Below are 16,892 nucleotides of genomic sequence, written 5' to 3'. Positions count from 1 at the left end.
AATGTGTCTGCTCAATATAGGAATAAAAATGTGGAGAAGTGATTAATATATTAATCAATCTTGCTATTTTTGTGTAAAAATCAACACTTTAAATGATAAAGAAAGACCGATTTGTCTGTTGGCTGCCTTGCAAACCATATGTTAAGCAGTTCCTTTTGCATAATTTCAATACGCCTGATGATACCTGGACTGAAATCGTTAACCTGTCTTCCGACAAGGAGTTGCAGAACGATTTCCTTTCACGGCTATCCAAGCCTGGACGCTACGAGAACAAATACCGTAACCTCTACCGCTATACGGCCAATGTAGCGGTAGAGATACGCCGTGATGACTTCTACCGTTATGGCTGGTCGATGTCGAACACCGAAGTGGTGGCATTCGGTACCAAGATTGAACGGCGGATCAAACAGATATTGTTCCTCTATCTTGATACGCACGTGAGTATGGGGCTTCCGCTATCAGCCGCCATCCGTAATTTCCAGACGAAGTTCGGATTTACTGAAGACACCTGGTCTTATGACACCATCCGCAGGGAGTATAACCGACACGGATATCGGAAGACAGTGGAGAATACTACTATTTTTGATTTTATTAACCGTATAATATTGGGGAAGTTGTCCGAGTTTGGGACAATTTCCCAGCAAGGAAGATTAGCGTATGAAAGTGATAAATTATGATTTTGAAAACGTCGGAGGACTGTTGCAGGTGATTGCCGTTTCCCCGACCTCGTTTTTGCGGATCCGTAAGGATTACAATGCCGGTCTGAACTACCTGGAGCTTCGCGACCGGGAGAATATTATTTCCATTCCGGTGTATGCCAATGACACTTATATATATAATGAGGACAAGGAAGTGAATGATGCGGGGGATTGCTGGAATGTTTCCATTGAAGGGGTGATTCCTAAACTTTCCTCAGTGAATAATCAGCTGATGGAGACGCTGGAGCGTGGCTTGTGGTATGTGCTGGCAGTGGACGGTAACGGCCAGGTCCACTGGTGCGGTCAAGAAGACGCACTTATGTTATTCGCCACGAACAAGACAAGCGGGCGTTCCGTTTCAGAACGGAACGGCACGTCTTTTACATTCACCTGCGTACAGGATGAACCCACCATTTATATATCCGGATTGGAAGAACTGGAAGCGTAAAAACAACGCTTATTCCCTGTTTGACGGTGCCCTGTGTCCTTGGGTACCGTTTTTTTTGCGCTTTTCTTTGCGCAAAAAAGTTATATGAACGAGACAGTTATCACATTATTCGGCAGTATTGACCGGTATTGTTACAACAAAAATTATCTGAAGTACTATTTAGATAAGGCAAAAGGCCAACCCGTCCGCCTGAAAGTCTCAAGCTTTGGCGGTGATGTGGCCGAAGCGGTCGCCATGGCAAACCTTATGGCTGAGCATGGCAATGTGACGGTGGAATTTATCAGCTTCAATGCTTCGGCGGCTACCATACTGGCGTTCGGTGGCAAGTCCATTGAGATGCATGAGGACGGTATGTGGCTGGCGCATAAGTGCAGCCTGGGCGTGGACATTTGGGGACAGCTTAATGCTGATCAGCTCGAAGACACCATTAAAGAACTACAAAACAAGAAGAAGAGTGCCGAGGCGATTGACTTGATGATTGCACAGAAGTACATCAACCGCAGCGGCAAGAGTCTGAAGGACGTTATCACCCTTATGGAAGAAGAACGCTGGATGCCTGCCGCTGAAGTCAAGGAATGGGGCTTCATAGACAGGATCATTCCCGGTGTGCATAAAAAGCCTCAGGTGACCAATGAAATAACCGACTGCTTTACTGCCATCGGTTTACCGTTACCGGTACTCAATGCTTCCGAATCGGAAACGCAACCCAAAGGCAATGACAGAAACCTTGTTTCTCAAATCATTGACGGTATCAAAAGTCTGTTTCCTGCCAATAATACCTCTGAAGACATTTCTAATTCAAATACAGTTATTTCCATGCGTAAAGAATTTACTTTCATTAATCAGATCCTCAATTGTGAAGGCATTGAGGAAAAAGACGGTAAGATATCGCTTACCGTAGAGAACTTGCAGGCCATCAATAACGCCATCAAGGTAGCCAATGAAGCGAAAACCAAAGCTGAAAGCGATTTGACAGCCGCCAATACAGCCAGACAGACGGCTGAAAACAATCTGACGGCAGTTGTCAACGACCTCGATAGCCTGAGCGATAGCGTCAGGAATGCGGCCGACAACAAGACTAAGGTACAGGTTATCCGCAATATCGTGGCCAAGATTCCCGGAACGGCAACCGCCAGTCATCAGGAATCGAACGAGGACAGCAAGTTTGCGGACATTGCCACGGACCCTATCAACAGTTATGAGAATGAATAACATCTAAACTATTCTATTTATGGATTTTAAAGCACCTATTGACATTACCACGGTTCTGACCGCGGTAAAAAAGCACAGAGACATCCTGAAGGCGGTCGATAAGCTCGACGCTTCGGAGGTATTGAAACATTTCACTCCGGTACCGGGCATTACCGATTCCCTTGAATTAGGCAAGGTAGAAGGCGGAAGTATTTCCAGCAAGTACACCGGCAAGTTTACAGCTGGCAAGTATTTGGGTAAGATTGTTCCGCGTCGTCTGGTCGTTCGTCCCGTCGTGATGGAGATGTCCGATGAGCCGGAACGTTACCGTCGCACCTACATTGCTGAGGTACCGGGTACGCTCCGCAAAGAACATCCCTTCGAGTTGTGGCTGATCAACCACGGCCATGAACTGGCATCCAATGATTTGCTGTTTGCCATCTTCACAGCGAAATACAGCGCTGATGAGAACAAGACGGACATTCAGGACTCTTTCGACGGTATCGGTACCATTGTTACCGAAGGCGAGGCAGTCGGAGATATTTCCAGTGCCGAGGGCAATGTTTACGCTACCGGTGAGCTGACTCGTGCCAACATTGGCGAAAAGTTGCTGGAGATGTGGCGCCACATGCCGCGTACCTTCAAGCGCAAGAAGAACATCAAGATGTTCATTTCCGACGATTTGGGCGACATGTATGATGACTGGCGCAAAGATGAAGGTACTATCGTTATCGGATTAAAAGAAGATACTTCCGATACACAACACCTGCTCGGTTCCAACAACCGTTGTGAGCTGGTACGTGTTCCGAATCTTCCCGATGGTAGCCAGTTCGTCATGCTGACCACTAAAGGGAACATTTGCTACGGCTTTGACAAGGAGAGCGATTTCAAGTCCATCAAGCCGTTCTTCTCCGGTAATCCTTATACGTTCGATGCTTCGGGCAAGTACGTGATAGGCTTCCAGTTCGTATCGGTACATAAATCGGAGTTCTGCGTCAATGACCGTCCGGTGGATCCTGAAGGTAGCAACCCGTTCGGATATATCGAGGTCACAATTGCACCGGATGAAGCGAAGGCCAACGGTGGCAAATGGCGCATTCAGGGTGAAGAGGCTTGGCGTGATTCCGGTACGTATGTAGCGGTTCCCGGTGGTAAGGAATATACTATCGAGTTCCTGGAGGCCGCCGGATATACCACTCCTGCCGTGCAGAAGAAGACTCCTGCTGCGGGTGCAGTAGAGAAAGTGACGGGTACATACGTTGTTAAATCTGAATAAATCCTGTGACTATGGCAGAAGTAGATCCCAAATTATGTATTGCCCTTGATGATATCAACGAGGCAATGGACTGCGAGAACCAGGATAATATGGGCGGTATCATACCGTCCGTTATCTTCGGTTATCATGCAGATGTGGCGACATGGCCGGACTACCCGAAAAAGACGGATGATCCGCTTTCACTGGAGGCCGCCGGTGCACTGGTCGGTGATCTTGTTATGAAAGAAGGTTGCCGGGCCTATAAGATGGATATCACTGACGAACTGGCTGAGTTCAAGATTACGGATCAGGGAGAAACCGGTGGTGAATCGTTCCTGATGGACCTGAATATCATTTCGGCCAAGATGCGGAAGAAAATATTCGGTTTTGAGAATGCGACCAAAGGCCGCAAGATGTTCTTTATCGTGACCGACAACAACGGCACGAACTACCTGATGGGTGACAAACGCCGCGGTGCCATGCGTGCCTCCGGAGACGGTTCTACCACCGGGGCAAACTCTACCGCGCGTAATCAGAACACACTTCATTATACTTTCACTGCACCGCGTAAATGTGTGTATGAAGGTGATGCGGAGGATATTCTTACTGTAAAGACTGCACCTGGAGGCTGATTTTTGTTTCTTCGTTTGGTTAGTTGGTTGTTTATGTCCGTCTCCGGATTCTTTCCGGGAGGCGGACATTTTGTTTTGTCCTATCACAGCAATAAAATTCGCAACACCTTTGTATAACGTTAATATCAAGAATCATGGCTGAAATTACAAATGCTTATATCGAAGCCCGCAGAGAAGGTATCGCCTGGCTGAACTCTGCTAAGAGAGAATACAATACTGGTGTGGCTATCCTTGCTAAATCAGGTTACAAGACAATCGTATCATCCAAACTGGCTAAATTAGGCGAAAAGCCGCATACCCGCGAGAAGCTGGAATACGAGATCCGGCAGATGATTAAAGTCTGGTATCATCCAGATGATCCGCGCTTTGAGGATGTGGACCTGGCGGATGATGCGGTACCGGGTAATGACGGACGTTCCGAGACGGTTCCGGAAGAAACGGCGGCGGCCATCGTTACCATTGCGGAAAAGGAACTGGCACGTGAAACGGATGAACAGCCCGCTTATCCGCCTGTTATTGCCAAAATTATCTATGATTTCCGGGATTGCTATAATGAACGTTCACGGCTGCACCGGTTACTCTCCGAACAGGGTGAGACCAATACGGCGGCTGTATGCGCACAGCGCAAGGATATTGTTACCCGTATAGCCTCCCTCTCCAACCGTATGACATTGCTGGCGGTCATCAAACAGCAATATGAGCAGAAAAAGGAGTTGCCGACTGATGAGCAGCTGGACGAGCTTTATAAAAAAGTGGATGCTGCTGAAGAAAAGCCGGAAAAGGAAGATGAACAGACCGACATCAGTTCCCTTTCCGTCGAAGAACTGAAGAAAGCAAAATCCAATGCCAAGAGTAAGATTACCAAGGCAAAAAACATGTTGCTGTATTCTTCGGAGAGCAAACCTAAAGACGGCAAGGAAAACCCGCTTCCTGACTGCCCCAAACGTGTGAGATACGAGAAGAAGGTGGCTGATCAGGAGGCATTGGTAGAAAAGATAGAATATCGTTTGGCAGAACTGCAATAGGTTATGTTGGTTTGTTGCAGTGAGATTGAGAATAAGATGATGCCGGCGGATGACGCAGTAAGTCCTATACAGGGAGATCGATACCCGACAGGCTACATCCGCCGAACGGATGCGGCGGCCTCCGGCCATGACCTGGTTGCGGAGAAGCTGCTGCATCCGGACGCTATGGGGATGCTGGTACCCGGCACAGACAAGCATTTTTATTCTTCAGGCGCGTTCAATCTCATTCAGCTGATTTTCTACATTCTCAAGCAGACCGGTCCGGCACATCTGTTCCTGACAACCTATTCCATCTCTATGGATAGCATCAACGCCCTTCATCGTAAGGTTGAGACCGGTGAGTTGCTATCGGTACGGTTCCTGATCGATAACCGCGTACGCAGCATTTCACCCAAGCCGTTCGATTATCTGGTGACTACATTTCCGGACTGTTACCGTTGCTTGGCACTGCATGCGAAGGTGGCGTTGCTGTATAACGAAGATTGGAACATCACCGTAGTAGGCAGTCAGAACGCGACGCATAACCCGAAGCTGGAGCGTGGAATCATCCATACCGGCAGAGATATTTTTGATTTTGACTTTAAAATGTTGAATGATGAGTTTGACTCAGGAACAACGTGAGGAGATAGAGAAAATGGCGTACCGCCTTATCCCGCCGGGGATGATCGCAATCAATATCGGTGTGGATGAGACGGATTTTCTTGCAGAACTCCGTACTCCGGGCACTGAAGTTCGTATAGCTTTCTACCGGGGACATCTCAGACAGATGGTTGAAGTACGGGAGGCTATCATCAAGTCCGCCATCAACGGCAGCAATCCGGCACAACAGGAATTGATCAAGTTCTTTAAATCGCAACAGCAGTATCTTGAGTATGAGTAACAGCTTGACAACATCCAAAAGCAAGGCCGCATTGGAGGAACAGTCATACGACCTTATACAGCAGCACATCATTGACCCGGAGAACAGCCCGTTGCCGGAGCATCTTCGGGTGCAGTGCAACCGGGTGTTGCAGATAGCCCGTTTGCTGGATGATTATCCCAATGAGAGCCATATCATCAACATCATGCTGGCGAAATACCGGATTTCACGTACACAGGTACGTAAGGATATCGCCCTGGCAAAAGAACTGTTCAAGACACAGCACCAGTTTGACTGGGATTTCTGGTTTGCTTGGATGATCAAGGACCAGATACAGCTTATCCGGGACTGTAAGCTCAGAGGTGATCTGAAGAACTGGAACAACGCCAAGAAGGTGCTGCATCAGATGATTGGCGAACGTCCGGCTTCGGTTGAGGATCCGCGACGCATGGAGAAGAATGTGTTCTATATTCAGATCAACAGTATGGGGCAAAAGGTAGATGTTCCGCTGAACGCCATCCGCAATCTTTCCCAGGAAGAGCAGAAAGTCCTTGTGGATTCCATGTACACGCCTATTGACGATGTGCAGGCAGAAGAAATAATGAACTCATAAATAGATTATCATGAAGAAACTGACAAACAAACGCTTAATCTCTTATTTGGTTGACCACAAGCATATCGATATGGTGTCGGTCAGCAAGACACAGATTGTTTGTACCGTATCCGCCAAGTTCAAGCCGGATGAAGTGAAAAAACTATTAGACGATACAGGGCAGCCTATGCCCCGTATGACTTCCTCCGAAGGTGTGAACTACATTGTTTTCCCACGTTATTGATACGGCAGGACAATGGACGAAAACGTTTGGGAAGAGGTTATACAGGTCAATCCGGCACAGGCGGCATTTTTGGTAATGCCGTACAAGAACGGGTATGTCATCTATTCACGTGCAACGGGTAAATCATTCATTACCGGTGCCGTGATAGATGATAATATCCGGCTCATGCCGCGAGGTATTACCACACTCACACAGGCTACCATTGGGCAGGCGCTCACTAAAACGTTGCCCTCGGCATTCAAGATGCTGGAGATGCTCGGTTACAAACAATGGGATCCGGTCAGCAAGACCGGTGACTATGTGGTTTGTCGCAGACCCATTGAGGGCTGGTACAAGCCTTATGAGCACATCATGTCGTTTGAGTATGGCATCAGCTTCTCCAATGGTCACATGCTCTACATACTTACCCAGGGCGGTAACAGCCGCGGACCGAATGCTGACTACAACATCACTGACGAAGCGCTGACGCTCGATAAAGAGAAGTTCGATCAGGAGGCGGCACCGACCAACCGGGGCAATGAACACATCTTCGGACGCAAGTCCGAGAATCCCGTTCTGAAACATCACGGCAACACCTTCCTCTCTTCCATGCCTTACACGCCTGAACAGAAATGGTTGCTTGAACCGGCCAAGTATTACGAAGAAGAACGCGGCATCCGACTGTTTGATGTCTGGAATAAGATTGTGCGGTTACAGATGCAGCTCATTGATGCAAGGATTGCGAATGATGCGGGACTCTTCAAGGAAATCTGGAATGAAACCGTCCGTCTCCGTCAGAGCATCACGCCGTTCGTTTCACGTGACGGCACGCTCTTTATCCTCGGCTCTATCTTCGACAATATCGCCAATGTGGGTATGAACTATATCCTGAACCAGTATAAGGTGATGGATAAGCTTTCCTTCATGATTGAGATCCTGAATTTCATGGTGGATAAGATTGATAGCTGCTATTACCAACTGGATGAACGGCATGTGTATTACAATGCGACCAATGACGACTATATACGTGACTTTGCCGAAGATCATAACTACAACTGGCAGCAGCTTGCCAATAACGATGACAGCCGGCGTGACCTGGACTGTACCCCCACGAAGCCGCTGGAACTGACACCTGACTGGGGTTCTGCCGCCTCATTTCTTGAAGTGGCACAGGAACGCAACTATGATTTCGTGACGAAGCTGCTGACCCGTGAGCCGGTAGATAACAATATCAACGAGTTCTTTGTCAAGCGTGACGAAGAAGACGATACGATGGTCAACGCGCTGATGGATAAGTTCTGCCACTATTACAGGGGGCACATCAACAAGCATGTACACTATTACCGTGACCGTTATGGTGACATTCGTCTTGCCAACAACAAGAAGTCCTATAACCAGCTTGCCATTGAGCGACTGGAAAAACACGGCTGGACAGTGGAACAGCACACCCACGCGGGTATTGAACCTCCGCAGCACGACAAATTCCTTTTGTGGGCATCCATCCTTGCGGAGAAAGACGAACGTTTTCCAAAGAAGCGTTTTAACGGCTCGAAATGCAAGTACACGCTGATATCCATGAACAACACACGCGTCATCGAGAAGAACGGCCGTTTCGAAAAGGATAAGCGTAGCGAGCGCAACCAGTCCATCCTTCCTGAAGAGGCAACGCACTTCGGTGATGCGGTCGATAAACGTATATGGACGAAGTACGGGCATTTGCTCAGGCAGGCTTATGGGTTCGTTGATGCGCGTATCTGATTCACTTCACACACTCCGCAACAGTTATCGCAATACTTATAACAGGACTCGCAACGCTTGAGGACCGGATGCCGCATCGGAGGACAGGCGGAGGGTGTTTTCTTTAATGTAAAAACCTATTACTTTTGTCATATTTCCTTACTTTTTGCGGTTTCCCTTGCGCTTTTTGATAGGGCGCGGTAGGAAGAAACTTCCGTTTCTTTTTCCATTCGGATGGAAAACGGGGTGTTGTGTGTTCATTTTCAAGAAGGTAGTTTTCTTATAACATTCATTAACAGAGTCCCCGGCGCGAGCAAAATCCGTACTGAAGAAATAGGCAGGCAAATCTATTTCCCCAGTACGGATTTTGCGCGCTTATAGAGGTAGGAAGCGACGCTTCCTGTATTTGTTTGCACCCATGCAGGTCCCCGGTCTTTTCTGTTTCAAATTCTAAGGTAGGGACCGTAGAGCGGTAAGCGTTCCGCTTGACGTACCCCCGTTTCTCTTCCGGAACTCCTTTTCATTTCTGCATGTCTGTATGCGGTCAGGTAGTCTTTTGAGTCCGCAAATGTAGGGCACCGGTCTGACAAGCAAGGTCAGGCGTTGTCCGCTAAAAAATCTCCACCTTGCAGGTAGTATTCAAGCCTCCGGTTTTAGTCGGAACCTTGCAGAATGTCATCCTCGGCACCTCAATTATTGCGGCATCAAAAGGCAACCATACCGCACGTCATACAGACACGCCGGAATAAAAAAAAAGTCGTTCCGGGAAACGGAGAATCTGAAAAAGGCTCCACCCGACGACTCCAAAAATCCAGAATAAAATTAAAACTTACAGTTATGGCAGCAAAAAGAAACATTCCCGAAGCATGGAAAAATCAGTGGCATAAACCGATGATTTCCTTATTTGACTACATACCGGCAAGATACGAGGCTACAGAACGGGAAAAACAAATCCGCTCACTGATATGGGACTTCAAGGCTGGGAAACGCAGCAAACAGGTAGCGGCTATCGTAGCGGGTAAGATAGCGGAAAAATTCGGTTCGTTTGCCGATACCATTGTGTTTGTCTGTGTTCCTGCAAGTTCGGCAGAACGGACGGAAAAACGCTATCGGGACTTTTGCGAAGAGGTTTCCAACCTTTGCGGGTGTATGAATGGCTACAAAGCCGTGAAAGTGGGCGGAAAACGTATGACCATCCACGAAACCAAGAAAGGCAAAAGCATACAGAACACGGAAACTATTACGCTGAATACTGACTTTTTCAACGGGAAGCGGGTACTGGTTTTTGATGACATACTAACGAAAGGACACAGCTACGCACAATTTGCGTGCGCACTGGAGCAATTAGGTGCGGAAGTGTTGGGAGGTTATTTTTTAGGTAGAACAATTCTTTCTTATAACTAATATATATTTTTTGTTATGAATACTTTATTCGATAATGATTGCCGCTACATGAGTGACAGTGAACTGATTTACGAGATTAGCAATAACAGGCAGATTGTTTCAGACGTTGAACGCAGCAACGGGGAGATAGATATAGACAGGCTGTTTGCATCTTTGACGCCTGGACGCAAGAAAGTAGCTGTGGCAGCAGTGGAGATATACAAGAGACAGCAGTCTCAACAGGTTGAACGCAGGCTTATACGAATGAGCAAGGATGTATATGATTTGATGCAGCCGTTAATTGGTGATTTACGGAATGAGGAGTTTTGGGTAGTGGCTATTAATAATGCATCCCGAATAATCAAGAAAGTACAGGTTTCAGTAGGCGGTATAGACCAGACTTCGGCAGATGTACGGCTGATAATGCAGGTGTTGATAAATACGGGAGCTTCGCAGTTTGCAGCGGTACACAATCATCCGAGCGGCAACAGCCGACCGAGCAATGATGACAAGAGGCTGACGGAACAGCTTAAAAAGGCGGCAGCGTTATTCAATATTCGGATGATGGACCACGTAATTATAACGAATGACGGATATTATAGCTTTTGTGATGAAGGGATGATTTGACGGATGGGGTGCGGGCGCACCCATTCCGTTTGCTCGCACGCTCGCAAACGGAATGGGACCCAAAGCGGTATTTTGTTTTATGTTTCCCGTTCCTTCAACCACGGAGGGGCTTTTTTTGTCCTATGAAAGCGGATGGTATGATTTTACCTTTGTGACAAAAAAAGATATGATACGCTTCATTACCAAGTTCGTCGGTACCTATGGATATGATTCCCTGAAGGAGTTTTTTCTTTCAGTGGCACCCAGTTTTAAATATAACCTGCAACTGCCGGCTATTTCCTTCAGTGCAATCACTGCGGTAGTCAGTGAATGGATAGGTATTACCCCGCTGCTGGCGATGGCTATGCTGATCGCCATTGTTTCCGAAATGTGGACGGGTATCAAGGCAAGCAAGATTCAGGGCATAGGATTTGAATCCTTCCGTTTCTCACGCTGTATCATCAAACTGTGTATATGGCTGACCATCATTTATATCACGCACTCATTCTATCTGGAGAGCAAGGCAGGGGCGGAAGATAGCTTCATCATGCTGCTGGCGACTCTGTTCTTTTCAATTGTCAAAGTGTTCGTCATGACCTGGTTCTGTGTGGAGCATGTGACAAGCATATTGGAGAACCTGGCGGTTATTGACGGTAAACCTAAAGATACGCTGATCAAGCAGGTGGGCATGTTGTGGGTTACGGTTACAGACAAGTTTAAAAGAAAGGTAGATGAGACGGAACGTTAGTTGCATATTACTATGTGCGTTTATAGCACTTCTTTCCGGTTGGGCAGGTCACTGGCTGGGTTCTCGCCACCGGAGTATTGTTTACACTCCGGAAACGGTGGTCAAACATGACACGATACGACCTGTCATTCCTAAACCGGAGGTGATTGTCCGTGAGGTACCCGCAGAAGTAGATACGGCGGCTATACTGGCCGATTATTTCTCGGAGAAGCATTATCTCGATACGATTATTGAACGCCCATACCTGCGGGTGGAAATGACCGATGTCATATCCCGCAATGCGTTGCTTGACCGTACCGTAGTGGTGGATTACCGACAGCCGGTCGTTTATAACAATGCCCTAGCTCTGGGGTTGGATGCCGGGCGTTACAGCTGTGTGTTATTCGCGGGGTATCGGCGTAGGTCGTGGGAGTTCAGGGCGGGCTATGACCTGTACAATAAATCACTGGTGTTGGGGGTATCTAAAGATTTGTGGAGATGGTAGCGAATTTGGTCAATAACACGTATCTGTTTTCCGCCGATATGGAGGATATCCGTATTACGGACGTACACGAAAAACTGGTTTTCAAGATGACAGTTGACGGACAGGAAGCGCTTTCTGAAGTGTACTATCCGGACAGTGGGAACGCAGTCGTCATTTGCGATCCGGGTGATATCATCAATGAGTATTTCGTTCGTCCGGAACTGGGCAGCGGTGATGACCGGATCGTATTGACTCCTATGACGGTACAACTGTCTCTTTCAGACAGCGAGGCAGCCGCTGACTACACGCTGTATGTGTTCCACTCAAGATACCGCGTGTCTTTCGAGCCGCTAACGGGCTTCATCTTTTATTCACGCTATAAAATCAAGCATATCAGGCAGAATACGATTGATTACCTTTCCTTCTTCGTGTCTGACAAGACAAAAGTGTATCTGGATATCATCCACCTGGAATCCGGCAGCAGCGTCAAGAAAACCGTTGAGCTGCAACTCTCCGATGCCAACCGGATGATGGCATACAACATGAGTCCGGCCAAGGTGGGTAAACTCGCAGGTCTCAGGGCCGACAATATCCTATCGTATGATGCACGTATCACCGACGGCACGTTGACGGATATTGTAAGGTATGTCATGGATCGGAAAAGCCACCGTGAAATGCACCAATTCCTTTATTACAATGTATTCGGGTTGCCGGAATCCATATCATTCTCAGGATTGGTGCAGTATAGTCCGGAACTGGAGGGTGATATCGCGGACATGGTGAAGCTGAAAAGGAGATTCAATCCGTTTTTCAATGATCTGCGCACGGTCAACACCGGGTATTTGGACGAAAACAAGTACAAGGCCCTGATAGACATGCTAACCTCTCCGGTACAGCGATGGTACGACACGCCTTCGCTGCCGATGGAGATCATCATCACAGATATTGACTTTACGCATACGAAAATGGGCAACCAGCGGGTAAACGTGAATCTGACCTTCTGTCCGGCAAGCCGGAAGCATCAGGTATTTGACAGGTACTCGTTTGGTGGCGGTATCTTCGATTACACATTTGACAGGACATTTGAATAAATAATATACACAATGGAAACAATACGCAGAAATTTAGCATTGGCCGATATGGATATCCGCAGGGATGAACGCGGGAACCGGCGCGTCTTTTCGATAAAATTCGTCAGCAAGGAGGGTAAGGTCTACTTTATCCCGCAGGCATACGCCTGTGGTGCCGGACGCATGAACATGAAGGAATACCAGCTTCGGGGGGTACAGCCCTGCGACTGCAAGGGCAATCCCGAAGGGCATCCCTATCCCGTGGATATAGACCTGATACTGGAGTATAACAAAATGAAAATCGTATTCTGATGAACATACTGTTTAATTCAAGCGGCATTCCCCTGCTGATGCAGTCCACGTACATATTCGGAGAGACAACCGGGGCACCGCAGAACGAGATGAAGGACCGTGCCCGGATCCTGTCGCCATACGACTTGTCGAATGTCAGTTACATAGATATCGACGGGGTGAAAGTACGCCCGTGGGGAGACGAGAACGATTTCCCGCAGAAGGCGGCCGAAGAGATCGGAAATACCAGTGTGCTTAATACCGGCTTGAAATTTCTCCGTAACCTGACACTTGGGCAGGGCATTTATCCTTGTACGGTGAACGGTTACGATGATGGCGGTAACGAGATACTGAAGCCGGTTACGGATAGCCGGGTACAAGCTTTTGTCGCTTCCCGGAACGTCCGGCGTTACATGGAGAAGGTGCTGCGGGATTACCTGAAGTTCGGAAACGGGGCCGTCCAGTTCGTCCCGTCGGCAGCCGGCAATTCTTTTGCAGGTGTCAATCCGGTTAATGCGCTTTATCGCCGTTATTCCGAAGTGGATGAGTACGGAGCATGTAAATGTATTGTTTCCGGATATTGGCCGCAGCATCCGGGCAAGGGGCAGTACACCAAGCTGGAGGTACTTTCCGAGTACGATCCGCAGATGCACGCCGAGGTGTTAAAGTTTGCCGGGAAGATGAAGAACGGTTTTATCCTGCCGGTGCGTGACAGCTGGAGCAATGACGATCTTTACGGCATGCCTGTCTGGTGGCCGGCATACGTTTGTGGATGGGTGGAGATTGCCCATCTTATCCCCCATTTCCTCAAGAAAGCCTATAAAAACCAGATTACCTGGAAGTGGCATGTACAGATACCGTATTCTTATTGGGAGAAGAAATACCCTTCCAAGGACTATTCCGTCACAGAACGCGAAGCGGCCATTCAGAAGTATATGGATTCGGTAGAACAGAATCTCTGCGGGCCGGACAATGCTGAGAAACCGATCTTCTCACATTATGCCGTCAATGAGATGAACGGCAGGATTGAAGAGGAATGGAAGATCAAGCCGCTGGAGAACAAGTACCAGGGAAGCGATAATCTTCCGGTATCGGCAGCCGCCAACTCGGAGATCCTGTTCGCCCTTATGGTCAATCCCAATGTCCTCGGTGCTGGTATGCCGGGTGGTACATACGCCGGTAATCAGGGAGGTTCCAATATCCGTGAGGCGTTCCTTGTGAATATTGCCAATGCCTGGATTGACCGGCAGAATATTCTGGATCCGATTGAACTCTACATAAAAATGAACGGTATGCCGGAATGTGAGCTGCGTTTCCGCAATACCATCTTAGTAACCCTCGATACCGGTAGTGGTACCAAAAAAACGTTGAGCTAATGATATTCAGTGCAGAGAAATGGAACAAGGGTGCCGAACTCAAGGCACTGATGAAGGTGAATACCGCGATTTCGTTTGACATGATGGAGGCGCCGCTTCGGGGTGCCTTCCGACAATACCTTGTACCGTTATTGGGCGATGCGATGGCGGGCGAAGTGGTTGAGATTTATAATTTCGGTCCGGATCCGGATGTGTTGGAACCGAATGCTGAAGGGGCAACCGAACGGGAGAAGCTGGATGCCCGGCTGCTTGAGATTTGCCAGCGTGCGAATGCGAACTTGGCGTTCTGGAATGATTTCGATGAAATCAGCGTCCGGATCACGGATGCGGGATTTCAACGGCAGAAGTCCGACAATGAATCCTTTCAAGGGGTGTATAAATACCAGGAAGACAATCTTCGCATGTCTTTCCGCAATAAGGGGTTCAATGCGCTGGATGAATTGCTTGAGTTCCTGTATGCGCATATAGCGGAATATCCGGAATTTGCGACTTCACAGGCTTATCAGGACCGGAAATCCGCCATTGTCCGCAGTACTGCAGACGTGAATGATGTCTGTTTCATTGGCGGCAGCCGGATTATCTTCCTGCGGTTGCAGCCGCATCTGAAATTTGTGGAGGAAATGCTGCTTCAGCCGGCTATCGGTGACAGGCTCTATGAGCATCTGATTGACGGGCTGGTCAATCCGCCTAAAGATGAAGAGCGGCAGAAGAATGTGGAACGTTTGCGCCTGGCTTGTTCCCGATACATCGGGACAATGGCGGTCAGACGGCTGTTGATGGAGACGGGCAGTATTACGGACCGGGGGTTATACTTTACTACAATCCGGTCAGGTGAAAAGGGCAATGAACAGAAAGAGCCGGTCGATATGAAACGGATAGCCGTACAGATACAGAACCTGAAGGCGGATGCCGACATGTATATGACCGCATTGCTGCGGATTGCCCGCAGTTATTTTGCCGATTACTATGCCGGTGATCCCCGAAGGATATTCGACCGGGACAATGACCGTAAACGTACATTCTGGGTATGAGAGAGCTTCGTATTGCATATCGCAGCTTCGGAGTCCGGCGTGAGGTTATACGCCGGGTGCCTCAGAAATGGGAAGAGCTGACACCGTCGCAGTTCCTGCTCGTGTCACGGTTTTACCTTCAGGAGACGGATGAATCATCCTTCCTGAAGGAGTTCTATCCCCTGCCTTCCGGTGTCATTGCGGACAGCTATTACAGGTATAAGCTGAGTGAGCTGATAGAGTTCATCAGCGACTGTCGTGTCCGGATGGATCGCTTTATTCTTTCCGGTGTGTCCGGATTGAAAGCACCGGGTGAACGCCTGAAGGGGATGTGTTTCGAGCACTTCATGCATGTGGACACCGCCTTCAACCGCTATGCGCGCGACGGCAAGGATGCCTCACTGGATGCTTTCATATCAATGCTGTACCTGAAGGATAACGAATATATTGTCCTACCGGCAGGTGGAAAAAACGGCTTATTTAGCAGGCAGAAACCGCTGATACTGCAAAAACGGCTGTCGGAAGTGGCGAAGATAGACAGGCATGTCAAGTATGCTATATTCCTGAACTATGTTTTTGTCAAAAGGTGGCTTTCCAAGGCGTTCCCTTTCCTGTTTCCGTTGAACGAAGATCCGGAACCGGAGAAGAACAACAAGAAACCGACCGCGCCATCGGTCAACTGGCTTGATATCTTTGATTCTTTTGTCGGTAATGATGTGGCGGTGATGGAGAAATACCAGGCGATGCCAGTGGCAACGGCGTTCCGCCTGCTTAATAAAAGAATACGTGACGCTCAAAAACAGAAGAAATGACATTTTCAGAGTACATAGAGAATTTGGCCGAACGCCATGTCGATATCCGGCACAAGGAGAATGACGAGGTACATTTCCTTTCATCCGAACGGGAGAAGCACACGGCACTGGACAGCGTGCTCCACTATCCGGCGGTGATTCTGGACCGTGGCTCAGGGTTCGGATATGGCGGTGCTACGGGGGCATACCTGAAGGATCGTGATTATCTGCTCTTTGTATTGGAACATGTGTCCGATACTTCAGACTACGAACAGATAGAGGCCGCACTTGATAAGTGCGAGCGCATTCTTGATGAGATGCTGAACCAGGTACTTGAAGACAAAAGGAAGAACCGCCAATGGATTGCCTTTTCACTTGAAGAGGTAGAAGCGGATTATGTGGTGAATATTGATAGCCAGCTTTATGGGGTGATCGCGGCAATACACTTGTCGCAACCCTATAAGGCTGTTAACTGTAGGAAGGCATTCAACTGA

21 protein-coding genes are annotated in these 16,892 nt (G+C 48.3%); all 21 read left to right on the top strand.

Going from position 1 to position 16,892, the window contains the following annotated elements; genetic code table 11:
• Positions 1 to 92 precede the first annotated feature (92 nt).
• The 21 genes from BUC01_RS17750 to BUC01_RS17645 all read left to right on the top strand — a co-directional run bounded on the left by BUC01_RS17750 (position 93) and on the right by BUC01_RS17645 (position 16,892).
• Positions 93 to 677 (top strand): hypothetical protein, encoded by a 585-nt coding sequence (locus BUC01_RS17750; protein ID WP_073314394.1) that lies wholly within the window; start codon positions 93 to 95, stop codon positions 675 to 677.
• On the top strand, positions 658 to 1,146 hold the full coding sequence (locus BUC01_RS17745) for a hypothetical protein (protein ID WP_025834328.1): 489 nt from the start codon (positions 658 to 660) through the stop codon (positions 1,144 to 1,146). Before BUC01_RS17750 ends, BUC01_RS17745 begins: the two co-directional genes overlap by 20 nt.
• An 84-nt stretch (positions 1,147 to 1,230) precedes the next feature.
• A complete protein-coding gene (locus BUC01_RS17740; protein WP_025834330.1) occupies positions 1,231 to 2,358 on the top strand; it encodes a Clp protease ClpP in 1,128 nt (375 codons plus the stop codon).
• A 19-nt stretch (positions 2,359 to 2,377) separates the two neighbouring features.
• On the top strand, positions 2,378 to 3,613 hold the full coding sequence (locus tag BUC01_RS17735) for a hypothetical protein (protein ID WP_025834332.1): 1,236 nt from the start codon (positions 2,378 to 2,380) through the stop codon (positions 3,611 to 3,613).
• 11 nt (positions 3,614 to 3,624) lie between these two features.
• Entirely contained in the window at positions 3,625 to 4,224 is a 600-nt protein-coding gene (locus tag BUC01_RS17730; protein ID WP_025834334.1) for a hypothetical protein, read from the top strand.
• 134 nt (positions 4,225 to 4,358) lie between these two features.
• The gene (locus BUC01_RS17725) at positions 4,359 to 5,249 is read left to right on the top strand and encodes a hypothetical protein (protein ID WP_025834336.1); all 891 of its coding nucleotides are present in this window, start codon (positions 4,359 to 4,361) and stop codon (positions 5,247 to 5,249) included.
• 3 nt (positions 5,250 to 5,252) lie between these two features.
• A complete protein-coding gene (locus BUC01_RS17720) occupies positions 5,253 to 5,870 on the top strand; it encodes a hypothetical protein (protein ID WP_073314392.1) in 618 nt (205 codons plus the stop codon).
• The gene (locus BUC01_RS17715; RefSeq protein WP_025834338.1) at positions 5,842 to 6,129 is read left to right on the top strand and encodes a hypothetical protein; all 288 of its coding nucleotides are present in this window, start codon (positions 5,842 to 5,844) and stop codon (positions 6,127 to 6,129) included. Before BUC01_RS17720 ends, BUC01_RS17715 begins: the two co-directional genes overlap by 29 nt.
• Positions 6,122 to 6,721 (top strand): hypothetical protein, encoded by a 600-nt coding sequence (locus BUC01_RS17710; protein ID WP_025834340.1) that lies wholly within the window; start codon positions 6,122 to 6,124, stop codon positions 6,719 to 6,721. The genes BUC01_RS17715 and BUC01_RS17710 overlap by 8 nt, the downstream gene beginning before the upstream one ends.
• A 10-nt stretch (positions 6,722 to 6,731) precedes the next feature.
• On the top strand, positions 6,732 to 6,944 hold the full coding sequence (locus BUC01_RS17705; protein ID WP_025834342.1) for a hypothetical protein: 213 nt from the start codon (positions 6,732 to 6,734) through the stop codon (positions 6,942 to 6,944).
• Positions 6,945 to 6,956: 12 nt separating this feature from the next.
• Positions 6,957 to 8,681 carry a hypothetical protein gene (locus tag BUC01_RS17700; protein WP_073314390.1) on the top strand — a complete coding sequence of 575 codons (1,725 nt, stop codon included), beginning with the start codon at positions 6,957 to 6,959 and terminating at the stop codon, positions 8,679 to 8,681.
• A gap of 816 nt (positions 8,682 to 9,497) precedes the next feature.
• Positions 9,498 to 10,064: a phosphoribosyltransferase gene (locus BUC01_RS17690; RefSeq protein WP_073314388.1), complete on the top strand. Its 567-nt coding sequence runs from the start codon at positions 9,498 to 9,500 to the stop codon at positions 10,062 to 10,064.
• Positions 10,065 to 10,079: 15 nt separating this feature from the next.
• On the top strand, positions 10,080 to 10,670 hold the full coding sequence (locus BUC01_RS17685) for a JAB domain-containing protein (RefSeq protein ID WP_025834348.1): 591 nt from the start codon (positions 10,080 to 10,082) through the stop codon (positions 10,668 to 10,670).
• A gap of 166 nt (positions 10,671 to 10,836) precedes the next feature.
• On the top strand, positions 10,837 to 11,397 hold the full coding sequence (locus BUC01_RS17680) for a phage holin family protein (RefSeq protein WP_073314408.1): 561 nt from the start codon (positions 10,837 to 10,839) through the stop codon (positions 11,395 to 11,397).
• Positions 11,381 to 11,881 carry a hypothetical protein gene (locus BUC01_RS17675; RefSeq protein WP_025834350.1) on the top strand — a complete coding sequence of 167 codons (501 nt, stop codon included), beginning with the start codon at positions 11,381 to 11,383 and terminating at the stop codon, positions 11,879 to 11,881. Before BUC01_RS17680 ends, BUC01_RS17675 begins: the two co-directional genes overlap by 17 nt.
• On the top strand, positions 11,875 to 12,951 hold the full coding sequence (locus BUC01_RS17670; RefSeq protein ID WP_025834351.1) for a hypothetical protein: 1,077 nt from the start codon (positions 11,875 to 11,877) through the stop codon (positions 12,949 to 12,951). Before BUC01_RS17675 ends, BUC01_RS17670 begins: the two co-directional genes overlap by 7 nt.
• A 12-nt stretch (positions 12,952 to 12,963) precedes the next feature.
• Positions 12,964 to 13,242, top strand: a complete 279-nt coding sequence (locus BUC01_RS17665) for a hypothetical protein (RefSeq protein ID WP_025834352.1) — start codon at positions 12,964 to 12,966, stop codon at positions 13,240 to 13,242.
• On the top strand, positions 13,242 to 14,597 hold the full coding sequence (locus BUC01_RS17660; protein WP_025834354.1) for a hypothetical protein: 1,356 nt from the start codon (positions 13,242 to 13,244) through the stop codon (positions 14,595 to 14,597). The genes BUC01_RS17665 and BUC01_RS17660 overlap by 1 nt, the downstream gene beginning before the upstream one ends.
• On the top strand, positions 14,597 to 15,628 hold the full coding sequence (locus BUC01_RS17655) for a DUF6712 family protein (RefSeq protein WP_025834356.1): 1,032 nt from the start codon (positions 14,597 to 14,599) through the stop codon (positions 15,626 to 15,628). The genes BUC01_RS17660 and BUC01_RS17655 overlap by 1 nt, the downstream gene beginning before the upstream one ends.
• The gene (locus BUC01_RS17650; RefSeq protein WP_025834357.1) at positions 15,625 to 16,419 is read left to right on the top strand and encodes a hypothetical protein; all 795 of its coding nucleotides are present in this window, start codon (positions 15,625 to 15,627) and stop codon (positions 16,417 to 16,419) included. The genes BUC01_RS17655 and BUC01_RS17650 overlap by 4 nt, the downstream gene beginning before the upstream one ends.
• Positions 16,416 to 16,892, top strand: a complete 477-nt coding sequence (locus BUC01_RS17645; RefSeq protein WP_025834359.1) for a hypothetical protein — start codon at positions 16,416 to 16,418, stop codon at positions 16,890 to 16,892. The genes BUC01_RS17650 and BUC01_RS17645 overlap by 4 nt, the downstream gene beginning before the upstream one ends.

This window comes from Bacteroides stercorirosoris (assembly GCF_900142015.1).
Lineage (GTDB): Bacteria > Bacteroidota > Bacteroidia > Bacteroidales > Bacteroidaceae > Bacteroides > Bacteroides stercorirosoris.
The sequence above is the reverse complement of the archived record's forward strand: the minus strand, read 5'-3'. Positions and strand labels throughout refer to the sequence as shown.

Bases quoted from the DNA above. Each gene is read 5' to 3' on its own strand.
- BUC01_RS17750 (WP_073314394.1), top strand. From the start codon at position 93: ATGATAAAGAAAGACCGATTTGTCTGTTGGCTGCCTTGCAAACCATAT.
- BUC01_RS17745 (WP_025834328.1), top strand. From the start codon at position 658: ATGAAAGTGATAAATTATGATTTTGAAAACGTCGGAGGACTGTTGCAG.
- BUC01_RS17740 (WP_025834330.1), top strand. From the start codon at position 1,231: ATGAACGAGACAGTTATCACATTATTCGGCAGTATTGACCGGTATTGT.
- BUC01_RS17735 (WP_025834332.1), top strand. From the start codon at position 2,378: ATGGATTTTAAAGCACCTATTGACATTACCACGGTTCTGACCGCGGTA.
- BUC01_RS17730 (WP_025834334.1), top strand. From the start codon at position 3,625: ATGGCAGAAGTAGATCCCAAATTATGTATTGCCCTTGATGATATCAAC.
- BUC01_RS17725 (WP_025834336.1), top strand. From the start codon at position 4,359: ATGGCTGAAATTACAAATGCTTATATCGAAGCCCGCAGAGAAGGTATC.
- BUC01_RS17720 (WP_073314392.1), top strand. From the start codon at position 5,253: ATGTTGGTTTGTTGCAGTGAGATTGAGAATAAGATGATGCCGGCGGAT.
- BUC01_RS17715 (WP_025834338.1), top strand. From the start codon at position 5,842: ATGATGAGTTTGACTCAGGAACAACGTGAGGAGATAGAGAAAATGGCG.
- BUC01_RS17710 (WP_025834340.1), top strand. From the start codon at position 6,122: ATGAGTAACAGCTTGACAACATCCAAAAGCAAGGCCGCATTGGAGGAA.
- BUC01_RS17705 (WP_025834342.1), top strand. From the start codon at position 6,732: ATGAAGAAACTGACAAACAAACGCTTAATCTCTTATTTGGTTGACCAC.
- BUC01_RS17700 (WP_073314390.1), top strand. From the start codon at position 6,957: ATGGACGAAAACGTTTGGGAAGAGGTTATACAGGTCAATCCGGCACAG.
- BUC01_RS17690 (WP_073314388.1), top strand. From the start codon at position 9,498: ATGGCAGCAAAAAGAAACATTCCCGAAGCATGGAAAAATCAGTGGCAT.
- BUC01_RS17685 (WP_025834348.1), top strand. From the start codon at position 10,080: ATGAATACTTTATTCGATAATGATTGCCGCTACATGAGTGACAGTGAA.
- BUC01_RS17680 (WP_073314408.1), top strand. From the start codon at position 10,837: ATGATACGCTTCATTACCAAGTTCGTCGGTACCTATGGATATGATTCC.
- BUC01_RS17675 (WP_025834350.1), top strand. From the start codon at position 11,381: ATGAGACGGAACGTTAGTTGCATATTACTATGTGCGTTTATAGCACTT.
- BUC01_RS17670 (WP_025834351.1), top strand. From the start codon at position 11,875: ATGGTAGCGAATTTGGTCAATAACACGTATCTGTTTTCCGCCGATATG.
- BUC01_RS17665 (WP_025834352.1), top strand. From the start codon at position 12,964: ATGGAAACAATACGCAGAAATTTAGCATTGGCCGATATGGATATCCGC.
- BUC01_RS17660 (WP_025834354.1), top strand. From the start codon at position 13,242: ATGAACATACTGTTTAATTCAAGCGGCATTCCCCTGCTGATGCAGTCC.
- BUC01_RS17655 (WP_025834356.1), top strand. From the start codon at position 14,597: ATGATATTCAGTGCAGAGAAATGGAACAAGGGTGCCGAACTCAAGGCA.
- BUC01_RS17650 (WP_025834357.1), top strand. From the start codon at position 15,625: ATGAGAGAGCTTCGTATTGCATATCGCAGCTTCGGAGTCCGGCGTGAG.
- BUC01_RS17645 (WP_025834359.1), top strand. From the start codon at position 16,416: ATGACATTTTCAGAGTACATAGAGAATTTGGCCGAACGCCATGTCGAT.